Raw genomic sequence first — 21,293 nt, 5'->3', positions numbered from 1 at the left:
TTGACCATGAACATCGTGCATCTTGAGACTTTCATCATCGTATGTAAATACGGTAATTTTACAGAGGCGGCCAAGCATCTTTACGTTCCTCAACCGACTGTAACCAACCGTATCAATCAGTTGGAGGAGGAGCTCGGTCAAGAGCTTTTTGCAAGAGGAAAGTCAGGAAAGCGAAATGTTCAGCTTACGCGTGCGGGAGAAAGGTTTCTCCCTCATGCCCAATCCGTTATTGATACGCTCAAGATGGCCAAGCAGGAAATTACTCATACCACCTCGTTGTCGATCGGAAGCTCGGTTCCCCTCAGCCACCCTTTCATCTATAATGTCATTCAGGATCTTACCAATCTGAACGAGCATTTAAATATCCATTTGATCTTCCTGGAATCTTCCAGCATTTTGAAGGCATTGGTTGATAATGTAGTGGACGTCGCCTTTACAACCGATTTAATGATGAACACCTGCTATCAGACCTATCCGCTTGGCTCCGAGGAGTTCAACCTGATCCTCCCCGCCGAGCACCCGTTATCGAGTCAGCCCTTGCTGGAGAACTTCACATGCATGGAAGAAGAGAATATTATCTTCTATGAACCCTACAAGAACAGCATCGCGGATTTAACGGATCTGAATTTTAAAAAGAAGCTTTATTCCAACCAGGTCGAAGTGATCAAAAGCCTGATCCATGAACAGCACGGAATCTGCTTTCTTCCCCCTATGATTCTTGAGAAGGAAATAAAAAATAACGAAATGGTCAGCATTCCGTTATCGGAGAATATTCAACTGAATAAAATCAACTACTATTTAACCTACAATAAAGAGAATTTATCGAAAAAGGGGATTCGTTTGAATCAGGACAACTGGACATTCGAAGAGGTTGTCTAGCTATCAAGATATACGTAACGATTGGAAATATAAAAGGCCATGCCTCTACAAACGTAGAAACATGGCCTTTTGTGTCGAAGCTTACAACACATAGATATTACAAAATAGGATATAACCGCCGCCAGATATCCATCCGGGAACACGATCGGCAACTATTCCTGCTAAAAGAGCGCCTACCGAAAGGAATGTCAACAACAAAAAAACATGTACACGAGGACCATAAGCTTTAAACTTCTGGTCTTGGTACATGTCTAACTTCGTTCAATCGGCTTGATCCGATTCTCCCGCTTGCTCGCTTGCTTCTTCTTGCCGGGAATCTAGCATTAAACTGATCGTATCCCATATATGCTCGTGCATTCTAGCCTGGGCAAGCTGAGGGTCCCTGTTCACCAGCGCCTCCCAAATCCCGCGGTGCTGGTAATCGGTAAGCGCATGGCGTTCTTTATTCCGGTTCCATGCCATCACCTGTATCCAGCTAATTCCCGCGCGCAAATGATGCAGGGTGCTCTTCAGTGCGAGATTCCCGCCGGCCTCCACAACAAGATCGTGAAACCGGTTATTTAATTCCATGGCATCCGCGGTATTCCCGCGATGAGCCTGCTCAAGGTTCAGAAGATTCTCCATCTGCTTGAAATGCGAGCTGCTCCCCCGCTCTGCGGCAATCCTGGCCGCCATTCCCTCCAGTTCGGCGCGAAGCTCATATAAATCCTTCAGCTCTTTCACCGACAACTCCTTGACCCGAACACCGTGATGGGGAACAGATTCCAGAATACGTTCCTGCACCAGCATGCGCATCGCTTCACGAATCGGCGTGCTGCTTACACCCAGCATCTCCTTCAGCTCGCGTTCCCTGATCCATTCACCCGGCGGAAATCTCCCGCTCAGCACCAGATCATATAACCGTCTATATACAGCCATGGTCGTCGTTTCTTTAACAAGCTTATTAGCTAAGTCCATAGAGTCTTCCCTCCAGGTGATAAGAACAACTTACCCGCCCTTATTATAAGAGCGGGATCGGCTTCTGCGCGAATATTAGACAATCATTGAAACACTCTGCCTATATCATAGCAGATTATGGTTTTTTCGTAAAAGCCGGGGATTCATCGGCCAAGTCTATCCTCCGATATAAGACATTTCAATCTTCTGTTTGCCGCTCGCTTCATTCGTATCCCGCCCCCGCTTCGCGCTGTACTGATTGTCCCTGTTATTCCAGACGGACGCTATCCTGCCCGCCAGTACATCGTCCGACAGACCGTACCGCAAAAGTTCCCGGAGGTCGGTTCCTTCCGTGGCGAAGAGACATGTATACAAGGAGCCGCTCGCTGAAATTCTCGCTCTTGTGCATGTTCCGCAGAAGGCGTCCGAAACCGCCGAAATAATGCCGACCTCCTGCTCTGTTCCTTTATACCGGTAACGGGAAGCCACTTCTCCGAAGTATTGGCCGCGAACAGCCTCAAGCGGCATCACATGCCGGTCAATCCTGTCAATAATCTCCTGTTTGGTTACAACCTTGTCAAGATTCCAGCCGTTGGTGTTCCCCACGTCCATATATTCAATGAAGCGAATCGTATGTCCGGCGTCCTTGAAATATTTCGCCATCGGAACGATATCCTGATCGTTGACGCCTTTTTGAACAACCATATTGATCTTCACTTTCAACCCGGCCCTTGCAGCCGCTTCAATCCCCTTAAGCACCGGCTCGACTCCGATTCCTCTGCCGTTGATATAGCCGAACCGCTCGTCCGATAACGAGTCGAGGCTTACCGACACGCGCCTCAGTCCCGCAGCTTTCAAGTCCGCTGCATATTTGGGCAGCAGTACGCCGTTTGTCGTCAGCGCGATGTCCTTAATACCCTGGATGGAAGTAAGCTTGTCCAATAACAGCGGAAGATCGGTTCGCAGCAGCGGTTCGCCTCCGGTGAGACGTATCTTGGTCACACCGAGAGCCGCAAATATTTGCGCAAGCTTCGCTATTTCTTGAAAATTGAGCAACTCCTCTTTGGGAAGAAAGGGATAATCCGGGCCGAAAATTTCCTTCGGCATACAATATACGCAGCGAAAATTGCAACGATCCGTGACGGAAATTCTCAAATCTTTGAGCGGACGTTGAAGCAGGTCATTGATCATAGGTTCCTCCCGAATCTGCATATATAAAGATCATATTGTGATTCTATACTATACAGCATTATATATAACTTTAAAAATACCAATTGTTTATGGCTAAATAAAAATATTTAATGCTTATCAAGACTTTTCCGACAGACAAAAAGCTCCGTTTTGCAGAACTTTGTACGTTCCCCATTAACATCCCCGTCCAATTGCCGAAGCTTTCCCCGTCTTAGGTCGAGAATGCAAAACCGTCCCCAGCCCGTTTTACGATGCACGCGAAAATAATAGAATTAAGCCATAGATAACGGATATGACGAAAGGAAGAAATGAAATCATGAAAAAACTTTACCGTTCCGAAAGAGACAAGAAAATCAGCGGCCTGTGCGGAGGGTTGGCTGAGTGGCTGGGCATCGACTCCACCCTTATTCGGCTGGTCGCCGTAATCGTCGCTTTATGCAGCGTCGGCACGTTTATTCTTTTTTATCTGATCGCCAGCCTCATCGTTCCAAGCGACCGGAACGGGGGCTTCATGGATGGACATCATTATTACTAAAAAGAAAAGGGAGAGAGATCAATGAGCATATTGCAGAGAATTGCGACTTTAACGAAGGCTGCCTTGCATGAGGGCCTGAACCGGCTGGAGGACCCGGTCATGATGACCGGACAATATTTGCGCGACCTTGAAGACAAGATCGCCGAGGCGGAGCAGCGCAGCCGCGATTTACAGGCGGCGGCCAGACTGCTGGAGCGCCGGCTGAAAGAATACCGCATGCTGGCGGAGCTTAGCGAAGGCGATGCCCTAAAGGCTCTGGAGAGCGGCGACGAAGCTAGAGCGCAGCAGGCCGTAACTGCCAAGCTCACCTATACGGAGAGCGAGCAGGAATGCGCCGCCGGTCTGGAGGAGACCCGGCAGGTGCTGGCCGGACTCGGATACGAGATCGCCGCAGCCAAGGAAGAGCGGGTCCGGCTGAAAGCCAAAAGGGCCGAGCTTGCTGAACGTGCCGAGCGTCTCCGCAAAGTTCCAGATAACGTCACCCCCGCCCCTTCCCGCGCCGCCTTCTCCGGCCTGAATACACATTCCGCCGCCCGGGGATTCGAGCGAATGGAAGATAAAATCCAGGAATGGGAAGCGAGACAGACGCTACCGGGCCGGTATGTGTCTCCGGCTGCCGGCACAGAAGGCAGCACCGCAAACGCTCGTGTGAAGGAACAAGCCGCGGCCGAGCTGGAACGCCTGCGCTAGCGGACGAAGAGCAGCGGGCAGTAAGATTATATGGATTTCGTTGAACAAAATGGGTACTCTCCTTGCCGAGCAGAGAGAGTACCTTTTTTTATTGTAAGATTCTGTAACTTATCAGACGATTTCGCGTCTAAGATTGCGAGAATTCTTTTTCAGGGAGGAATGTATCTAATGAAGAAGCTGGCAAGTCTGGGCTGCGCTTCAATTCTTGCTCTGGCCATAGTTTCGGGAGGGACATCCTTCGCCGCTGGCGAAATTGAAGTGATCGTAAACAATAATGCAGGAGGGCAGGGAACATCCGCCTATCTGGCGAACGGAACAACTATGGTTCCCTTAAACGTCGTGCGGCAGATTCCGGGAATATCGGTAAGCTGGGATAACAAGACCAAGACGGTAACGGTTATGAAAGGCAGTAAAATGATTAGTTTGGTTGCCGGCCAGAAGACGGCCTTCGCCGATTCCGGTAAAATTACGCTCTCTATGCCGGCCACTCTGGAAAAAGGGCGCATCATGGTTCCGTTGCGTTTCATCGCCGAAGTCTCGGGCGCTTACGTAACCTGGAATTCCTATTCCCGCACGGTGTATGTGGCAAAGGCCGACAACAGATTGATGGAACGTCTGGCGTCCGGCAATCTGACCGATGCCCGCAGAGCGGTCATGCAGCTTCCCCGCGTAAGCAAGATCCGGAACCTAGAACCGACGCCATCCTCTTTGGAGGGCCAGAGCTTCACCTACTATTTTCCGGAAGGCGAATATAAGCGGTTCTTGATCGGTGGCGGCGACGTCGTCTCTTATTATGAAGTGGTGAACGAGCGAAGCCAACTGATCTGGACGGCAAGACTGACTGGCGGCGCAAAGACGGACAGCGTCCTGTTCTTCAAGGAAACCAAGGCGATCGAGGAGAGCGGAGTCCGACCCATACTGAAAAGCCGGCTCGCCTACTTTCATGTCATGCCCCATATCGGCGCAGCCTCTTACGGATTTATCGGCCCGGACGGAACTGTGACAGAGCTCGGCACCAAAGATGTCACCATGAACGAGGAAGTCGTCGATATTCCGGAAGAGCAGAAGTAAATACACTCTTTTTCATACACGACCTCTGCTATACTTATAGTTAGAACACTATGAATCTACCACCAAGGAAAGACAGGAGTCAGTATGATGGATTTTGTGGCAATCGATTTTGAGACGGCGAATGCCGGCCGGGCCAGCGCTTGCGCGTTGGGACTGGTTGAGGTAAAGGGCGGAAGCATCGTGTCCGAGCAGGCATGGCTGATTAATCCGGAGCAGCGCTTCGACCGCAGAAATATCGCCATCCACGGGATAACACCCGAAATGGTCGCAGGGCAGCCGACATTCCGCGAGCTGTGGCCTGCTATTGAACTGCTTATTCATGGAAAAAATATCGTGGCGCACAACGCTTCCTTCGATATGAGCGTACTCCGTTACGGACTCGATCAGTGCTCCCTGCCCTATCCGTCCTTTCAATATTGGTGCACCTACTTGCTCGCCAAAAAAATGCAGCCCGATCTCGGCTCTTACCGGCTGAACATATTAGCTGAATATTTCGGTATTCCCCTGCGGCATCACGACGCGCTCGAGGATGCCCGCACCGCGGCGGTCATCCTGGTGAAGCTCGCGGAACGGGCCGGGCATTCCGGCCTGCTGACGCTGGCGGAAGATCTGGGCTGCCGGATTGGCACGCTGCATGCCGGCGGCTACACTCCCTTCTCGATTCCGGCGCGCAAGCCAACCCGCAGCAAGGCGAAAGCGAGCGGGAACAAGTCCTCAGCCGTCTCGGCGGAATCTGCCGCAGCTCTTCTTCAGGCTGCGGAAACGGCAGCCGCCCGAGAAACGCTGGGGAAAGAATAAAGAAGGGGAGGCATATTCCCATTATGGATATGCCTCCCCCATCTATGGCCGGTCTTCGCAGATAACAGGCTTTTACCCGGCTTTTTTTCACGACTGGATTTACAGCTTCATCCGATATACCGCTTTATTCTCCAATCCGCGGATAAACGGCGTCCACTCTTCACTCTCTGGCGTCGTATCCAGTGCATCCTCAACCATTTGAAGCTTGGCGTCCATGGCATCGATATGGTGGAGGGCCACCGCTTCAGCCGTCTGGGGCTGCACCGGGCTTCCCCATTCCCCAAGGTTGTGATGCGACAGTACCAGATGCTGAAGCCCGATAACCTTCGGAGACTCAAGATCGATATTCGAGCGGATCGCCGCTTCCGTAATCCAACTCGAAGCCATTGCTATATGCCCGAGCAGCTTGCCCTGGACACTGTAATCCGATACAATGCCAAGCTCGGCGATCATCTCCTCCGGCTTGGCGATATCGTGCAGGATAATGCCCGCTTTCAGCAGATCGGGATTCAGAAATGGCCGCTGTTTGCACAAAAAATCGCCAATCTCAAGCATTCGCGCCATATGATAGGCAAGCCCGGCAAAGTAAGCGTGATGATGGGTCTTGGCCGCCGGATAATGCATCAGCTTCTCCTCCACCTTGCCCACACAATACGCGACAATTGTCCGGATCTCCGGGTCGCTTATGGAGCCCATGGCCTGCCTAATCGTATAGATTAAATCGACCGGACGGATGGGCGCGGAGCGGATAAAGTCCGTCAAAGCCACACCATCCTTCTCCGTAGCCAAACGCATTTTGCTAATCTTGATTTGCAGCTTCTCCCGGTATAAATGGGCGAGACCTTGAACTTTGACAAGACCCATCGGAAAAAAAGTCTCTTTGTCCGCAGTCGACACATCCCATTGCTTCGCGGACAGCTGGCCGCTGGAATCACTGAGTACGATATCGAAATAATCCTTCGGCGGATTACCGTTCGTTTGTTTGACCGTCAATTCCCTTATCAGATAAAAGCCGACGAATTCATCCTGCGGTGCCAGTTGATTGATTTGCTTCATGATGAGCCTCCTACTAAGGTTAAACCTTCTTCTTCCCACAATAAATTTGACACTGGGCGCTTCAATCCCTTCAAACTGTGGAATAAAAACTATATGCCGCCGCGCCATCAAAAGATCTTCGTCCGAAGCTTTATCTGGTCTACGGGAGGTTCCGGTATGATCTCTATAAGAAAAACTCCTATCGAAGTCTTTTCGAAGAAGCTGTCTAATCCCTCATTAGCGATTGTTTTTCTTGCGATTAAAGAATCGTTCAGCTCTGCTGAAAACTTATAGATTCTTTAATCTTCAAAAAAGAGCCGTTCCCGGCCTTATTGCATGGTCCTGAGAACAGCTCTTATGAGGGTGTGCTCTTTATTTGCCCGCGCTCTCGAGCGCGGCCTTGATAGCTTCCACCGCTTTGGCGGATATAGCCTTCTGGGCATCATTCGCGCCGAATGCCGCAGGTCTATACCCGTATTTGTGCAGGCTGTCATACGAAGGCAGCTCGATTTCGCTTTTCACAGCCTTCTCGTCATTCGACAGCTTATCGTATGGTCTTACATTGCCTTTTTCGTCCAGATAGTAAACAAGCATTTTCACTGGAACGTTATACTTGACGGTTACCATTACATTCACGGATTTATCAGCGCTCACGCCGATAAAGGTGCCGTTGAAATAGGCAGCCTTGTAGGCTTCCGCAACTTCCGCTTTGCCATAGGCTCGGTCAACGGCAGCCTTCAGCGCATTGCTGCTGCTTGTCGCGCCGGAAACGGCATCCATTTCCTGAACGCCTTCTCTCGTGCCTGCCGCCAAAAATTTGGAGGTAAGCTGAGGAAGGGCCTTAATCACTTCCGCATAGGCGGCTTCGCCGCGGTCAACCATGTTCATGCCCAGGCGGTACAGAGCCACATCCACGATTTTGCCGTTGCGCAGCGTTACTTTCGCCTGATTCGTTCCTTTATCGTAAGCGTTGCCGTAAGCGATAAAGGTGCCGTCTTTATAAGCCCCCTGCTGCTTGGACGCATTCGCCAGAGCATCGGCCAACGCCGCCCGGGCTGCGGAGGAATGATCTTCGTGACCCGCGATATCGGCCGCTTGTACGCCTTTGTCCAGCAGGCCGGCAGTCAGCTGCGCAACCAGATCCTTCTGCTCGGCGGTCAGTTTATCGGCGGCGATCAGCTTCTTGTCGTCACCGAACAGGCTAACGGTGATGCCCGTTACCTTATCCGAAGCGATATCAACGAGCAGCATCAGCTTCGACTGATTATCGACCCCGGCGAATTTACCGTCAAAATATTGGCCCTTAGTCGGAACCTCCAGCGCCTTTTCGAATGCTCTTTCCACAGCCTGGTTCCAGCCGTGGCTGCTCTCAGTTGCGCCGGAAATGCCGTCAACCTTCTCGTCGTAGTTCGCGATGTACGATCCGTTAGCCAGCAGCTTAGCGGTCATCGGAGCATTCGCTTCCACTACTTTGGCATAAGCCGTCGTTCCTCTGTCAAGCAGGTTGCTTCCCAGCCGGTACAGCTTCACATCGACCAGCTTGCCATTGCGGATGATGATATCGGCTCTTTCCGTGCCTACGCTTCTCGCTGTGCCGTAGGAGGAATAGAAGCCGTCGACATATTTGGATGTATTATTGATGAGAGCGTTCTCCTCGGCATCCCAGAACGCATTGACCGCTGCCTTGAAGTCCGCTTCAAGACCGGCGGTTGGCTGTGCGGCCGCTCCTTTCGCCAGCAGGGCAGGCGTAATCACAGCTACGGCAGCGGCCTGTGCCGGGGTGAACGCCTTTTCTTCAATGATATCGCCTGTGCCGCTAAGCGGGTATACTTTGACGCCCGTAAGCTTAGTGGCATCGTAAGTGGCGAATACGGCGTATTTGCCTTCCGGATCAACACCCATATGCTCGCCGGCAAAGTAAACGGTATCCTTGGGTTTCACTTTCAGCGATCTTTCGAACGCTCTGTCGACCGACAGCTTCCATCCGTTGCTCGTACGCGAAGCTCCGGAGACGGCATCGACGTTGGCGGCGCCTTGTCTTGTCTTATTCAGCAGCCTTTCCTTCATCAGTTCATACGCAACCCACACGCCGCTGTAATTGTTGCGGGCGTCTCTGTCAATAATCTTTGGGCTCGTTCTAAGCAGTTCGATATCGGCAACCTTGCCATTCTTGATCGTAACCTTTGCACCCTCGGTACCTTTGGTGTTAGCGTTTCCATACGCGACGTAAACCCCGTCCAGATACACATTTGCACTGACGTTGGCCGGTTTGGCGGTTGCTTTCGGCCCAGCCGTAGCCTTGGCAGTCGCCTTAGGCGCTGCCGCAGGTTTGGCAGTTGCGGCAGGCTTAGCAGTTGCAGCCGGTTTAGCGGTTGCAGCCGGCTTGGCGGTTGCAGCCGGCTTCGCCGTGGCTTTCGCGCTCGGTTTGGTAGTTGCCTTTGGTTTGGCTGTGGCTTTAGGCGCCGCCTTCGGTTTGGCGGTAGCCTTCGGTTTGGCCGTGGCTTTCGGTTTGGCTGTGGCTTTTAGTTTGGCTGTGGCTTTAGGCGCCGCCTTCGGTTTGGCGGTGGCTTTCGGTTTGGCCGTGGCTTTCGGTTTGGCGGTGGCCTTCGGCTTAGCGGTAGCCTTCGGTTTGGCAGTGGCCTTCGGCGTTGCGGCAGGTTTCGGTGGCGCCGGTTTAGGCGTTGCGGGCGGCTGCTCCTCGGATGCCGCCGAGACAGCGTCGATCTGTAAATTTAGTGCCGGTGCATTGATAGTGAAGGCAAATGGCGATAACAGCATTACAGCGCTTACAGTCAAAGAAATGAGTTTTTTCAATCCGAATTCTCCTTTACCAAATCCCCAGTTTTATGCAGCTTTTTTTAATTTCGATTTATAAAAGCGCTTTCTTTCTTTATGAAAGAAATGATGCCTTTCAAAGAGGCCATTCCTCCTTTCGCGCTCGACCTGACCATCCCTATTAAACAGGCCTTTTCTTGGAGTCCTGGAAAAGAGATGAAAGCTTTCAAATAAAATAGTGAAAATTTTCACAAAATTAAATGAAGCCCTTCCGGATATTTCTGGCTTGATCATAGCAAATCGCTGAAAACGTAATCTGTGTGTAAAATCACACCCTATATAATAAAAATCACGAATTCCTTGATAATGGAACTTTATCTCAAATCCTTCTATTTAGGAGCGTTTTCATAGCTTCCGCTTCGCCGCCAGCTTCCTCAATTCCCGCCAGGAGATACGCAAAAAGACCGCCTCTATCAATCCACAATCGGTGATTGTTTATTGATAGAGGCGGTCCGCTTCAGACGGTAATAACCGGCTAGTGTCTATACGGCGCACGGCGCTTAGGCGCTCAGCTCTTTATACTTCTCGGTAAGCTCTTCGAACCATTGTTTGTCCTGCAGCGCCAGCGCAAAATCGATCAGCTCGGCGATTTCGTTCTTTCCGAGGTCCGGCTTATCGTTAAAGTTAACCTCAGCTATGGCAGTGGCTTCGACTATAGATCCTGCGGAAAAGTCAAACGAAAACTCCAGGTCGATGTCGCTTTCCAGGTACTCATTGCGGAGAAAATACAGCACTTCACACATCAGAACCGGCCTAACCTGATCTTCAAAAACACAGTCCATTACTTTTGCCCAATAGTGACGGTTGGTCAGATGCAGCTTGTCATCATTTAAGAGACTCTTCTCACCTTGAAAATCATTGACAAATCTCAGTTCAAGCGGCTCCATCTTAAAGATACTGGCGATTTGCTTCTTGGCGATACTCACGATCTCATTCGTTTCCAATCTAATCATCTCTTGTTCCCCCATCCTAAAAAATTAATTTGGGCTTTGCGTTAAGCTTAGAACAGTAGATCTATCACATCAGTAATTATTCATTTATTGTTATATCGTCTATGGATTGCCCTTTATTAATATTATATTAGCATCTTTTCTGAAAAAATGTTTCATCACTATTCAATTTGGTTAATGTTTTTAGCCCCTAAACGCTTAAATTTCATTTAAAATTCAAATTTCCAAAATATATATGTAATTATTTATTAATAAATCAATAATATTCCATTTATCTATTGCCATATCTATCACCTTTAGCCGACAAAAATCCGCTGTCCGAAATGGCACAGCGGATTCTTGTTGATGAAGATAATGATCCGGGCAACAAATGGCCAGGGTCACTCTGCCCACGAACATCCGGACAAGGTCGATTACCCGTCAGGCAACTGCTGCGAGGATATCCTCCATTCTGAAGGGCCGCACCCGCCCTAAGGACAATATGCGGAACAGCTTCCGGTACAATTGGGAGCAGTAGGGATATAGCAATCCTGTCAGCAGATTTTATACAGAAGCTTTGACACTCTCCTCGCAGAACAACGGCACCAGTTGGATACCGTCCTCCGGCGTAATCCGCACCAGACCTTTGTCGGAAAGGCGAAGGGTCGGAATAACCGCGAGTGCGAGCAGAGATAGCGTCATAAAGGCATAGTTGAGGGTACAGCCCGCATCGTAAAGCGCCTTGCTGATTGCGGCCGACTGGGCGGCGGCGACTTCAAATGGCTCGGCGGACATCAGTCCGGCAATAGCGAGCGGGAACAAGGTCGTACCTGACCCCGTGATGACCGCAACTCCACCCTGCACGTCGGCAACGGCATTTACAGCCTTAGCCATAAGTTCGTCGTCGCTGCCGATCACAAGCACATTATGGCTGTCATGCGCCACGGTCATGGCAATGGCCGCGGGTTCATGGAAGCCGACTCCCTCCACCACTCCGACCGCCATATTTCCCGTTCCTTTGTGGCGCTCCAGAACGGCGATTTTGCATAGGCCGCCCCCTACCTGAAGGTTCCCTTCCAATACAGGCAAGGATAGAATACGTTCCATTGTCTCCACATGGTTTTCCAGCACCTTGATAACCCGGGTGCTCACATTACCGGACTCCACCGGCGCCTTGATAACAAAATCTCCGGCTGTCGGGCGCTTCGGCAGATGAACGGAAGACAGCACTTCCTGAGGATAGGCAAATGAAGGCAGGGATACTGTCATGGCTCCATTCTCGGCGACTACGGTCCCGGCGGCTATTGTCATCACGACGTTGACGTCAGCGAGATTGCCGTCCAGCAGAATGATATCGGCGAGATTGCCCGGAGTAACGGAGCCGATATCGCGGGCAACACCGAAGCGTTCAGCAGTGTTGATCGTCGCCATCTGGAAGGCGGTCACCGGCTTCACCCCCTGGGCAATGGCATGCCGGACCACGAAGTCCATATGGCCTTCGTCCCGCAGCGATTCCGAGCTGCGGTCGTCGGTGACGAGCATCATCCGCCTCGGGTCGAGGCCATGCTCGGTATGCGCCGTAATCGTCTTGGCAACATCATGCCAGGCGGAGCCGCGGCGCATCTTGGCGTACATGCCCAGCCGCACGCGCTCAATTACATCCTCGGCGGTCACGCACTCATGATCGCCGGTTACACCAGCCGCCGCGTATACAGGCAGCCTCCAGTCGCTCGCGGGCCAGGTGAAATGCCCGTCGACCTGACCGCCGGCGCGAAGGGTCGCCTGAATCTCTCCGATCATTTTATCGTCGCCATAGACGACGCCGGGAAAGTTCATCACTTCACCGAGCGCGATGACATCGTCTCCCCATGTGAAAGCCTCCGCCACTTCCTCCGGCCCGATTGCCGCTCCGGTCGTTTCGAATTCGGGACCGGCCGAAGGGACGCAGGAGGCGACCTGCATGTATGCCGCAAGCGGAGTCGTACGCATCTCGTCCAGCATCAGCTTGATGCCCTTAAGACCGAACACATTGGCGATTTCATGAGCGTCGAAGAAGCCGCCGGTCGTTCCGAGCGGGAGAACCGCGCGCGCAAATTCAGTGACGGTCAGCTGCGTGCTCTCGATATGACAATGTCCGTCCAGCAGCCCGGGGGCGATATATTTTCCCGCCGCATCGATGATCTGGGTATTCTCGCCGATCATATGCGATACGTCCTTGCCTACATAGGCGATGCGTCCTTCCTGAATGCCGACGGACATGCCTTCCAAAATTTCGCCGGAACACACGTTAACCAGTTTACCGCCGGTAATGACCAGCGTTGCCGGCATGTCGCCGCGCGCCGTAGCTACAAGCGCCGGAACGCAGTCGGCGAGAGGTTTTCTTGCAAAGACCATATTTACCCGCTCCCTCCGCAAAAATAGTTAACCGCAGCAGCTCCGCCGAGCGGCAGTTTAAGAAAAAACGGCTCTGCCTTCCCCGCGGGGCCGGTAGCCGTTTTTCCTGATTTCATCCGGCAGGTATGTCTTCCGAATGTCTTGCGTATTTCGCTTCTCAAAATTATCCTATACCCGCTCGTAGATATCAAGCGCCGCCTGAACGCCAAGTCCGGCAGGCAGCTTGCAGCCGTGTCGGAGCAGCGCCGCCTCCAGCGCGCCCAGCACCCGCAGCACATTGTTCCCGCGGCAGCTGAAGCCCATAGTTCCAATCCGCCAGATTTTCCCTTTAAGCGGTCCGAAGGAGCTGGCAATTTCGATGCCGAAGCTGTCCAGCAGCATGGAGCGGACTGATTCTCCGTCGACTCCGTCCGGGATCGTGATGCAGGTTACCATCGGCATTTTGCAGCCGGGGTCGCCGTAAAGCTGAAGTCCCATCCCCTCGAGCCCGGCGACAAGCGCACGCTCATGCAGACGGTGTCTGGCAAATCGCGCCTCAAGCCCCTCTTCCAATACGAGCCGCAGGCCTTCACGCAGCGCGTACAGCATGGAGGTCATTTCCGTATGATGATTCAGCCGCAATGGACTCCAGTAGTCCTGAAGCATCCCAAGATCGAAATAATTGCTGCGTACCGCAATGATATCATCTGCTCCGCCGTCGCCGGTGCGCAGTCCGCGCTCCACCCGCTTGCGCGACATGATCTTGTCTTCGGCGCGCTTATTGTACGTGACCGGAGCCATGCCCGACGGAACCGACAGGCATTTCTGCGTGCCGCCGATCACGGCATCAAGCTGCCAGGCATCCGTCTCGACAGGCACGCCGCCGATGGTTGCCACTGCATCGACAATCAGCAGGGCATCCATTTCCCGGCAGGCCTGCCCGATCCCTTCAAGCGGCTGCAGGCGGCCAGTCGACGTCTCGCCATGAACCATTGCCACCACATCGGGCTTCACCCTACGCATCTCGGCAATAATCTCTTCCTGATCGAAGACGGTTCCCCACGTCTTCTCAATTGTATGCACTTCCGCGCCGCAGCGCTCGGCGATTTCATGCAGCAAATGCCCAAAACGGCCGTAAATCGGGATCAGCACACGGTCTCCCGGAGAAATCAGGCTGACCATGGCCGCCTCAATCCCCGAACGGGAGGTGCCGTCAACGGGATAGGCCCACTGATTGCTTGTAGCGAACAGCTCGCGCAGCATACCCATCGTCTCATTCATAATATCCGTAAACTCGGGATCGAACTGCCCCAGCACTGGAAAAGACATTGCCCGCAGCACGCGCGGGTCAACCTCCACCGGTCCCGGAGTCATGATGCACCGCAATGACGGCGACAAGTCTTCGAACCGCTTCATGTCCATCTCTCCTTCGTATTTTGCGGCACAAGACCGTCTTCATCCGTTTCTTCATATCCTAGCTTATATAGTAGCGCGATCAGCACCTCAAGCCCGGCAGCCAGCTCTTCCGGCGGAGTATATTCCTCCGGGGAATGGCTAATGCCGCCTCGGCTAGGCACGAAAATCATCGCCGTCCCGCAGCGGGGCGCAAAGAGCTGGGCGTCGTGACCCGCCCCGCTGACCATCGCCTTGTATGTCCTGCCCTGCCGGACACATATAGCTTCAAGCTCCGCTCTCAGCCCGCTGTCCATCGGCGCGGGTGAAGCGCTAAGCCGGGGTGCTATGTCAAGGGCAACATCCCGGCGTTTCGCTATTTCCTCAAATGCGGAAGCGACCGATGAGCAGAACGCCTCTAGCTCATCCTCCCGGCTATGACGGATGTCCAGCGTGAACGCCACTTCGCCGGGAATCACATTCGGCGTATTAGGGAATGCTTCCAGCCTGCCCGTGGTGGCCACCAGCGGATCTCCCGCTTCGATGGCGAAGCGTTCCAACTGCAGCACCATCTCAGCCGCCGCGGCAAGGGCGTCGCGGCGAAGCCCCATCGGCGTTGTTCCGGCATGATTGGCCGTACCCTTGACCGTCACGGCAAACCGCCGCTGTCCGGCAATCGCCGACACGACGCCGATCTGTGTCTCCGTCCGCTCAAGGACGATCCCCTGCTCGATATGAAGCTCTACATAAGCGGAGATGTCGCTTCTGAACGAGTCGGCGGATTTCTGCAAGCCGCAATCTTCCATCGCCTTTTTCAGCGTAATCCCTTCGCCGTCGCGGCAGTCTTCCGCTTCGCTGCCGTCATACAGTCCGGTCACGTTGCCAGAACCCCAAAAGGTCAGCGGAAACCGGCTGCCTTCCTCTTCGGCGAAGGAGACGGCTTCCAATGTCCGAAGCGGCGGACCGTACACGCTGTTTAGGTAGCGAAGCGCTGTAAAGGCTGCCGCCACGCCGTAAGCCCCGTCGTATTTTCCGCCGCTTACAACCGTGTCGATATGCGAACCGGTCAATACGACTTTGCCGTCAAGGCGCGTGCCGGCCAATCTGCCGTAGACATTGCCGACGTTGTCGGAATAAGCCGTCAGGCCGCTCTCCCTGACCCGGCCCAGCAGAAACTGCTGCGCCTTCTTCCATTCCGGCGTATACAGCAGCCGGGTGACCCCGTCTCCCGGCGCGCTGAACGCGGACAGCTCTTCAAGCAGCTCCATCATTTCGGCGGCTGGAGCTTGAATATATGACGCACTCATAATACCAGCTGCCCTTCACCGATTTTTATCCACTGTCCGCCTTCCGGAGAGATCACGCCTTGTTCACGGGTATAGACAAGATTGCCGCGGCAGATGGTGGAAGTCACCCTGCAGGAGAGATTCATTCCGGCGTATGGGCTGTGCTTGTGGCGGTAGAGCAAATCCGAAGCGGCAAGGGTATAGGCCATATCCGGATGCAGCACCGCCAGATCGGCGTCCATGCCAAGAGCAATTGAACCTTTGCGGCCGGATAACCCGAAACGCTCCGCTGGAAGCCCCGATAGCAGCCGTGAAATCAGCGTAACCGGAAGCTTCCGCTTGTTCACTCCTTCGTGGAACATCAGTTCCATGCTGCTCTGAGCACCGGAGATGCCGCCCCAGGCATCAAAGAAAGTCAGTCCGGAGGCAAGCTTCAGTTCGGGAGGACAGGGCGAATGGTCCGAGGCAATGAGATCGATTTTCCCTTCGGCCAGCGTGTTCCAAAGTTTCTCACGCTCTTCGGCGCTCCGCAGCGGCGGCGCGCATTTGGCGACCGGCCCCATTTCCTCCATATCGTCTTCCGTCAATATCAAATAGTGCGGGCAGGTTTCCGCCGATACGTCCTGGCCGCGCAATTTGGCTTCATGAATCATGTCGATTGCCGCGGCCGTGCTGATATGGACAAAATGCAGCCGGCATCCCGTCCGCTCCCCGTACAGCAGCGCCCGGGCGACGGCCTCCAGCTCAGCCTGCGCTGGCCGGGAAGCCGCAAAATCGCGAGCTCCTGTCTGTCCGCTTCGCACCGCTTCCGCCGCGAGCACCGCCGTCATCTCGTCGCTCTCCGCATGCAGCGCCAGAATGCCGCCGAGCGAGGCGATCTTTTTCATTCCTTGGTAAAGGGTCTGATCGTCAACCTCGCGAAAGCGTCCTTCGCCTTCGCCGCCCGGATTCGATATAAAGGCTTTGAAGCCCGTGACGCCTGCCGACCACAGCTCCTCCAGATTATCCAGATTGCCCGGAACAAGGCCGCCCCACAGCACATAGTCGACAGCGGAATGACCGGCTGCCATTTCGGCTTTCAAACCAAGAGCGGGCAAGTTCACCGTCGGCGGATTGCCGTTCAGCGGCATATCAGCATAGGTGGTGCAGCCTCCCGCCGCCAACGACGCCGATCCGGTGGAAAAGCCTTCCCAGTGCCCGAACGACGGCTCGTTAAAATGGACATGCATGTCGATCATGCCAGGCAGCACATACTGTCCTTCGGCATCGATGACGGTTGTATCCGGGCCGGCTTCTATCCCGGCTTCCAACGCGGCGATTTTGCCATCGGCAATGCCGATATCAAGCTTCACGACCTCCCCGGGGAGTACCGCCAGACCATTTTTAATTACCAGTTCATAAGAATCGCTCAAGTGGGTTCCCTCCCATCGTCGTCAGATTTCTTCTAAAATTAAGATATATCCGCTTGTCAGCTTCCGCGATAGGTGCTGTATCCTCCGGGAGCGAGCAGAAGCGGGACATGATAGTGGCCGCCTTCGCTGCCGATATGGAATCGGATCGGGATCAGATCGAGAAATCCGGTTGATTCTTGTACACGGGACGAGGATGTCTCCGAGATTTCCGCATCCATTTTCCGAAAATAATCTCCCGCGTGGAACAGCAGCTCATATTCGCCGGGCTTCATCTCTGCATCCTCCAGCAGCGGAGTATCCAGTCTCCCGTCCGCATTCGTAGCCGCCTCGCGAAGCAGCAGACTTTCTCCGTTCTCCAGCCGCCTAAGCTGCAGAACGATGCCGGAAACGGGTATGCCCCGCGCCAGATCAAGTACATGGGTAGTCAAGCGTCCGCTCATACAGCCACCTCCCTGGATAAATTATGATTCAGAACGTGAGATAAATCATTGCGTTTCCCGTAATTCTCGAGGAAAATATTCATTAATAAGCTGGGTAATTCTGTCTTCCTAACCGGCAATCAGCCTTTGGAAGTCCTCGGTATGGGCATGGGTGGCCTACTGTTAACAAGAATGATTTGATTGAAGGATGTTTTTACTCCGCCAGGAGATCCTCCAAGCGAAACTTCGTAATTTTGCCGATTTCGAATAAGGCTCTGTTCCATTCTTCCTCAGGTGACAGGTGTACCCGCTCGCTGACAGATTCAATGATGTCGTCTTTGTTTTTGCCCCGGACAGCCAGAATGAACGGAAACTGGAATTTGTCCGTATACTTCTTGTTCAGATCGTTTAACAATTCAAATTCCTCCGGGGTCAACTGGTCAAGCCCCGCACCTTTCTGCTCGGCCGCCGACAGCGGTGTTACTTGGAGCCTCGTCGCCAGATCGGGATGCGCCCGCAGCAGCGACAAAGTCTTCTCCCGGCCTGCGCTTCGGGCAGCCTCCGCCATCGCTTCGTGCAGTTCGCCAACCGATCCGAAGGGACGGGAAGTGTAAGCCGATTCGGCGACCCATGGCGAATGTTCAAAAATGCCGCCAAGCGTCTCCACGAACTCTTCCTTGCTCATTTCGTTAATCTCTGACAGTGTTAGTGGTGAAGCAGGGGTTTCCATGGTTTATCCCACTCCTTTTTCAATCGCTTTGTTTACAGCCCGTATAATGCCGCCATACCCTGTGCATCGGCATAAATTGCCGGATAGCGCCTCTTCCACCTCATCTGGCGCCGGGTTGCGTCGCCGGTGTACCGCATACTGTCTTCTCAGAATACCAGCTGATGCGGAAGGGCGATGCCAAAGCCGTTCAAGCTTCAAGCCTGGCACGTCCTCATGCGTGATTAAGGCATGAATGCCGGGAACGGCGGCCGCCTTCTCAGTGCGCAGAGCTAGAATACGGGCATGAGCCTGATGGCTGCGCAGTACGCGGCCGGTCAGCATGCCCTCTGCGCTCATATCGGCTAAAAACTGCAGCGTGCTGGTGACCTTTTTCATGCCATCGGGCCACTGGACTCTCGGTTTAGCAGCATTTCCCTCTCCCAGTATTACATTAATGGCCGATGTTTCCAGTGTTTCCTTCCAATGTCTTCCACAGTTCAGCAACGACAAGATTGCCTGCCGAATGCATTCCGCTCCACCGTTCGGCGAGCCACTCTTCCACCCGCCGGCGGATGCGGAACTTGCCGTCAAAGACGGCCAGCCCCGCATCGCGGACAAGCAGCGCGGGAAGATAATCGCCGTAACCGGAGGCAAAATTGCCGGCGTCCACAGCGGTTTGTCGCGCAAAGCTTCCATTTGCTCGCCTCCCTTTTTGCAACTGCCCAGCAATTATGAAACCGCCTTACCGCCCTAGAACCGCTGCTCGCGGATGTATGGGACACCCAGCGATTCCGGTGTGCCGGAAGGCTTGTTGCGGTTACGGTATCCCAAATACATCAGGACAAGAATGGTTACGACGTAAGGAATCATTTTCAGGAAATACGGTGGAATTGCGCTGCCGAGCAGCTGCATCCGGAAGCCTAGCGAATCCAGCACTCCGAAGAAGTAAGCGCACAGCAGCGCCCTTACCGGATTCCATCTGGCAAAAATAACGAGACCAACCGCGATCCAGCCTCTGCCCGCCGTCAGCCCTTCATTCCAAGTCGGAGCGACGGTCAGAACCATATCCGCTCCTGCAAGCCCGATCAGCATGGCGCCGACAGTAACGTAGCCGTAACGGATCAGCCGGACATGAACGCCCATAACATCAGCAGTGGCCGGACTGTCTCCCACGGCCCGCAGGTGCAGACCCCATGAGGTGCGGTGAATGAGCAGATGCAGCACAATGACAAGCACAAAGCTTAACCAGGTCAAAACATCCAGATTCCCAAAAATATCGCCGATCACCGGAACCGGCTTCAGAAAGTCCAGCTGCAGTCTCGGTAAAATGCCGGGTAGCGGGTTGCCGCTGATCGACTTGCCGAGATAGGCGCTAAAGCCGCTGCCAAACAGTGTCATTGCAAGACCAGCCATCGTCTGGTTGGCGCGGAGCGTGATGCACAGGAAAGAGTGGACCAAGCCGAGCACTGCCGTTACTCCAACTGACGCGAGCAGCGCCACCCCAAGATTTTCCGTACGAATAAAGACAATGCAGGTTGTGACCGCCCCCATCAGCATCAGGCCCTCAGATCCTAGCTGAATTATACCGGCACGTTCGTTCAATATGCCTCCGAGCGTCGCCAAGAGCAGCGGCGTGCCCGCGGTAATGGCGGCGATTAATAACTGTGTGACAAAATCCATTTCTTTCGATTCCTCCTTTGGGCTACGCTCCCCGGCGAATGCGGAAGCGGGTGACCATATCGCCGGCAATCAGGAAAAACAAGATCGCGCCCTGCAGCATTTCCGAAATGGAAGACGGCAGACCGATGGTCTGTACACTAAAACCGCCGACAATCAATCCGCCGAACAGCACCGAAGTGACAACAAGCCCGAGCGGATTCAGCTTAGCGAGCCAGGCTACGATAATGGCGGTATACCCATAGCCCGGCGAAATGCCCTGCATCAGCTTATGGCTTACCCCCGATACCTCGGCCATACCGGCAAGACCCGCAAGCCCTCCGCTGATCAGCATGACAATAATAATATGGCGTTTAATGTGAATGCCGGCGTAGCGGGCTGCCGTCGGATTCGCTCCGATCAAACGCAGCTCGTAGCCCCAGCGGGTAAATCGGATCATCAGATAATAAATGACAACCGCAACCAGTGCAAAGATCAGGCCGATATGCAGCCGGGTTCCCCCGAGTACAGGCAGCGATTGCGCGTCGGTGAATACCGGCGAGCCCGGCATATTGAAGCCGTTAGGATCTTTCCACGGTCCGAATACGACGTAATCAAGGGCCAGCAGCGCCACATAGTTGAGCATAAGCGACGTAATCAGCTCGTTCACCCCGAAATGCGTCTTAGGAATGGCCGTGAGCAGCCCCCAGAAAGCGCCGGCGGCAACGCCGAAGATCAACATCAGCAGAATGGACCAAAAGCCGGGCAGATTCGGAAAATAAACCGTAACGGCGGTTGCTGCCATCGCCCCAACCGTCAACTGTCCCTCGGCTCCGATATTCCAGACCGAAATCCGGTAGGCCACGGCGATGCCGAGTCCGCACAGCAACAGCGGAATGGCTTTGACGAGCGTTTCGGTGATGCCGTATGACGTTCCGAAGGCACCTTTAAACATTTTGGAGTAGACGGTTACCGGGCTCATTCCGTTGGCATAGATAAAAATCGCGCACAGCACGAGTGCCAGCGCCACCGATACGATCGGCGTCCACCACGGCGTGCGGATGCGGGATGAATCATATTCCAGCCGCCAGGGCATCCTTCCTCCGGAAGTCTGTTTCACAGGTTCCGCAAACGCCCTTCCGCTTGC

The 21,293-nt window shown here is 53.7% G+C and carries 19 protein-coding genes and 2 pseudogenes; 5 read left to right on the top strand and 16 right to left on the bottom strand.

Annotation, left to right across the window (positions count from 1 at the left end):
• Nucleotides 1–6: 6 nt before the first annotated feature.
• Nucleotides 7–879, top strand: coding sequence for a LysR family transcriptional regulator (locus tag KP014_RS10640; RefSeq protein ID WP_051500500.1), 873 nt, complete (start codon nt 7–9; stop codon nt 877–879).
• Nucleotides 880–1,140: 261 nt separating this feature from the next.
• Here KP014_RS10640 and KP014_RS10635 read toward each other — a convergent pair whose 3' ends face one another.
• Together KP014_RS10635 and moaA are read right to left on the bottom strand one after the other, a co-directional pair.
• Entirely contained in the window at nt 1,141–1,836 is a 696-nt protein-coding gene (locus tag KP014_RS10635; protein WP_036601720.1) for a GntR family transcriptional regulator, read from the bottom strand.
• Between the two features lie 156 nt (nt 1,837–1,992).
• Nucleotides 1,993–3,027 (bottom strand): GTP 3',8-cyclase MoaA, encoded by a 1,035-nt coding sequence (moaA, locus tag KP014_RS10630; RefSeq protein ID WP_425517268.1) that lies wholly within the window; start codon nt 3,025–3,027, stop codon nt 1,993–1,995.
• Between the two features lie 295 nt (nt 3,028–3,322).
• Here moaA and KP014_RS10625 point away from each other — a divergent pair, with 295 nt between their 5' ends.
• The 4 genes from KP014_RS10625 (at nt 3,323) to KP014_RS10610 (ending at nt 6,100) form a co-directional block, all read left to right on the top strand.
• Nucleotides 3,323–3,541, top strand: coding sequence for a PspC domain-containing protein (locus KP014_RS10625; RefSeq protein WP_036601723.1), 219 nt, complete (start codon nt 3,323–3,325; stop codon nt 3,539–3,541).
• A gap of 21 nt (nt 3,542–3,562) precedes the next feature.
• Nucleotides 3,563–4,231, top strand: coding sequence for a PspA/IM30 family protein (locus KP014_RS10620; protein WP_036601724.1), 669 nt, complete (start codon nt 3,563–3,565; stop codon nt 4,229–4,231).
• 168 nt (nt 4,232–4,399) lie between these two features.
• Nucleotides 4,400–5,302, top strand: a complete 903-nt coding sequence (locus KP014_RS10615) for a copper amine oxidase N-terminal domain-containing protein (RefSeq protein WP_036601726.1) — start codon at nt 4,400–4,402, stop codon at nt 5,300–5,302.
• Nucleotides 5,303–5,386: 84 nt separating this feature from the next.
• Nucleotides 5,387–6,100 carry a 3'-5' exonuclease gene (locus KP014_RS10610; RefSeq protein WP_246590696.1) on the top strand — a complete coding sequence of 238 codons (714 nt, stop codon included), beginning with the start codon at nt 5,387–5,389 and terminating at the stop codon, nt 6,098–6,100.
• 99 nt (nt 6,101–6,199) lie between these two features.
• Here KP014_RS10610 and KP014_RS10605 read toward each other — a convergent pair whose 3' ends face one another.
• The 14 genes and pseudogenes from KP014_RS10605 to KP014_RS10540 form a co-directional block, all read right to left on the bottom strand.
• The gene (locus KP014_RS10605; RefSeq protein ID WP_036601728.1) at nt 6,200–7,156 is read right to left on the bottom strand and encodes a 3'-5' exoribonuclease YhaM family protein; all 957 of its coding nucleotides are present in this window, start codon (nt 7,154–7,156) and stop codon (nt 6,200–6,202) included.
• A gap of 351 nt (nt 7,157–7,507) precedes the next feature.
• A complete protein-coding gene (locus tag KP014_RS10600; RefSeq protein ID WP_036601730.1) occupies nt 7,508–9,949 on the bottom strand; it encodes an FMN-binding protein in 2,442 nt (813 codons plus the stop codon).
• Nucleotides 9,950–10,470: 521 nt separating this feature from the next.
• Nucleotides 10,471–10,923, bottom strand: a complete 453-nt coding sequence (locus KP014_RS10595) for an IDEAL domain-containing protein (RefSeq protein ID WP_036601731.1) — start codon at nt 10,921–10,923, stop codon at nt 10,471–10,473.
• A gap of 540 nt (nt 10,924–11,463) precedes the next feature.
• Complete coding sequence (locus KP014_RS10590; protein ID WP_090833993.1) at nt 11,464–13,293, bottom strand: adenine deaminase; 1,830 nt, start codon at nt 13,291–13,293, stop codon at nt 11,464–11,466.
• 168 nt (nt 13,294–13,461) lie between these two features.
• Complete coding sequence (locus KP014_RS10585; protein WP_036587435.1) at nt 13,462–14,688, bottom strand: pyridoxal-phosphate-dependent aminotransferase family protein; 1,227 nt, start codon at nt 14,686–14,688, stop codon at nt 13,462–13,464.
• The gene (gene allC, locus KP014_RS10580; protein WP_036587437.1) at nt 14,685–15,971 is read right to left on the bottom strand and encodes an allantoate deiminase; all 1,287 of its coding nucleotides are present in this window, start codon (nt 15,969–15,971) and stop codon (nt 14,685–14,687) included. The genes KP014_RS10585 and allC overlap by 4 nt, the downstream gene beginning before the upstream one ends.
• Nucleotides 15,968–17,362: an allantoinase gene (locus tag KP014_RS10575; RefSeq protein ID WP_036587438.1), complete on the bottom strand. Its 1,395-nt coding sequence runs from the start codon at nt 17,360–17,362 to the stop codon at nt 15,968–15,970. The genes allC and KP014_RS10575 overlap by 4 nt, the downstream gene beginning before the upstream one ends.
• Before the next feature lie 56 nt (nt 17,363–17,418).
• On the bottom strand, nt 17,419–17,802 hold the full coding sequence (uraH, locus tag KP014_RS10570; RefSeq protein ID WP_036587440.1) for a hydroxyisourate hydrolase: 384 nt from the start codon (nt 17,800–17,802) through the stop codon (nt 17,419–17,421).
• Nucleotides 17,803–17,995: 193 nt separating this feature from the next.
• Nucleotides 17,996–18,511 carry a 2-oxo-4-hydroxy-4-carboxy-5-ureidoimidazoline decarboxylase gene (gene uraD / locus KP014_RS10565; RefSeq protein WP_036587442.1) on the bottom strand — a complete coding sequence of 172 codons (516 nt, stop codon included), beginning with the start codon at nt 18,509–18,511 and terminating at the stop codon, nt 17,996–17,998.
• 3 nt (nt 18,512–18,514) lie between these two features.
• Nucleotides 18,515–18,613 (bottom strand): annotated as a pseudogene (locus KP014_RS10560) (2Fe-2S iron-sulfur cluster-binding protein); the annotation flags it as partial.
• Between the two features lie 138 nt (nt 18,614–18,751).
• Nucleotides 18,752–18,832, bottom strand: a pseudogene (locus tag KP014_RS28730) (hypothetical protein); the annotation flags it as partial.
• A 109-nt stretch (nt 18,833–18,941) separates the two neighbouring features.
• A complete protein-coding gene (locus KP014_RS10550; protein ID WP_216700491.1) occupies nt 18,942–19,160 on the bottom strand; it encodes a hypothetical protein in 219 nt (72 codons plus the stop codon).
• A gap of 80 nt (nt 19,161–19,240) precedes the next feature.
• On the bottom strand, nt 19,241–20,170 hold the full coding sequence (locus KP014_RS10545) for an ABC transporter permease (protein ID WP_036587448.1): 930 nt from the start codon (nt 20,168–20,170) through the stop codon (nt 19,241–19,243).
• A 22-nt stretch (nt 20,171–20,192) separates the two neighbouring features.
• Nucleotides 20,193–21,242, bottom strand: a complete 1,050-nt coding sequence (locus KP014_RS10540; RefSeq protein WP_425517281.1) for an ABC transporter permease — start codon at nt 21,240–21,242, stop codon at nt 20,193–20,195.
• Nucleotides 21,243–21,293 lie beyond the last annotated feature (51 nt).

This window comes from Paenibacillus sophorae (genome assembly GCF_018966525.1).
Classification (GTDB): Bacteria; Bacillota; Bacilli; order Paenibacillales; family Paenibacillaceae; genus Paenibacillus_AQ; species Paenibacillus_AQ sophorae.
The sequence above is the reverse complement of the archived record's forward strand: the minus strand, read 5'-3'. Positions and strand labels throughout refer to the sequence as shown.

Bases quoted from the DNA above. Each gene is read 5' to 3' on its own strand.
- KP014_RS10640 (WP_051500500.1), top strand. From the start codon at position 7: ATGAACATCGTGCATCTTGAGACTTTCATCATCGTATGTAAATACGGT.
- KP014_RS10635 (WP_036601720.1), bottom strand. From the start codon at position 1,836: ATGGACTTAGCTAATAAGCTTGTTAAAGAAACGACGACCATGGCTGTA.
- moaA (WP_425517268.1), bottom strand. From the start codon at position 3,027: ATGCAGATTCGGGAGGAACCTATGATCAATGACCTGCTTCAACGTCCG.
- KP014_RS10625 (WP_036601723.1), top strand. From the start codon at position 3,323: ATGAAAAAACTTTACCGTTCCGAAAGAGACAAGAAAATCAGCGGCCTG.
- KP014_RS10620 (WP_036601724.1), top strand. From the start codon at position 3,563: ATGAGCATATTGCAGAGAATTGCGACTTTAACGAAGGCTGCCTTGCAT.
- KP014_RS10615 (WP_036601726.1), top strand. From the start codon at position 4,400: ATGAAGAAGCTGGCAAGTCTGGGCTGCGCTTCAATTCTTGCTCTGGCC.
- KP014_RS10610 (WP_246590696.1), top strand. From the start codon at position 5,387: ATGATGGATTTTGTGGCAATCGATTTTGAGACGGCGAATGCCGGCCGG.
- KP014_RS10605 (WP_036601728.1), bottom strand. From the start codon at position 7,156: ATGAAGCAAATCAATCAACTGGCACCGCAGGATGAATTCGTCGGCTTT.
- KP014_RS10595 (WP_036601731.1), bottom strand. From the start codon at position 10,923: ATGATTAGATTGGAAACGAATGAGATCGTGAGTATCGCCAAGAAGCAA.
- KP014_RS10590 (WP_090833993.1), bottom strand. From the start codon at position 13,293: ATGGTCTTTGCAAGAAAACCTCTCGCCGACTGCGTTCCGGCGCTTGTA.
- KP014_RS10585 (WP_036587435.1), bottom strand. From the start codon at position 14,688: ATGAAGCGGTTCGAAGACTTGTCGCCGTCATTGCGGTGCATCATGACT.
- allC (WP_036587437.1), bottom strand. From the start codon at position 15,971: ATGAGTGCGTCATATATTCAAGCTCCAGCCGCCGAAATGATGGAGCTG.
- uraH (WP_036587440.1), bottom strand. From the start codon at position 17,802: ATGAGCGGACGCTTGACTACCCATGTACTTGATCTGGCGCGGGGCATA.
- uraD (WP_036587442.1), bottom strand. From the start codon at position 18,511: ATGGAAACCCCTGCTTCACCACTAACACTGTCAGAGATTAACGAAATG.
- KP014_RS10545 (WP_036587448.1), bottom strand. From the start codon at position 20,170: ATGGATTTTGTCACACAGTTATTAATCGCCGCCATTACCGCGGGCACG.
- KP014_RS10540 (WP_425517281.1), bottom strand. From the start codon at position 21,242: ATGCCCTGGCGGCTGGAATATGATTCATCCCGCATCCGCACGCCGTGG.